Origin of the sequence: Brenneria izbisi, assembly GCF_025840185.1 — a bacterium.
GTDB lineage: Bacteria > Pseudomonadota > Gammaproteobacteria > Enterobacterales > Enterobacteriaceae > Brenneria > Brenneria izbisi.
Window position 1 is genome coordinate 1 of the sequence record NZ_JAMPJU010000055.1, and the last position, 434, is coordinate 434.

General features: G+C 64.5%; 1 protein-coding gene. It reads left to right on the forward strand.

Annotation, left to right across the window (positions count from 1 at the left end; all coding sequences use genetic code 11):
• A partial coding sequence (locus tag NC856_RS17720) for an Ig-like domain-containing protein (RefSeq protein WP_264091713.1) occupies positions 1-434 on the forward strand: 434 nt, incomplete at both ends.

A 434-nucleotide genomic window follows, 5' to 3' on the forward strand; every position in this document is an offset into this window, starting at 1 on the left:
GCCGCGGTTACCGTGACCGCCCCGGACACCACTAGCCCATCCGCACCGGCTGATCTTCTGGTCGCAGAAGATGGCGCCTCAGTTAGCGGCACCGCCGAAGCCGGCAGTACAGTCACGATCAGTGACGCGGCAGGCAATGTGCTGGGCAGCGTCATGGCAGGGAGCGACGGCAGCTTTACTGTACCGCTGTCGCCCGCGCTGACCAACGGTGAAATGATTACCGCCGTCGCCAGTGATGCCGCGGGCAATATCTCCGCCGCGGTTACCGTGACCGCCCCGGACACCACTAGCCCATCCGCTCCGGCTGATCTTCTGGTCGCGGAAGATGGCGCGTCGGTCAGCGGTTCAGCGGAAGCTGGCAGTACGGTCACGATCAGCGATGCAGCAGGCAATGTGCTGGGCAGTGTCACAGCAGGCGGAGACGGCAGCTTTAG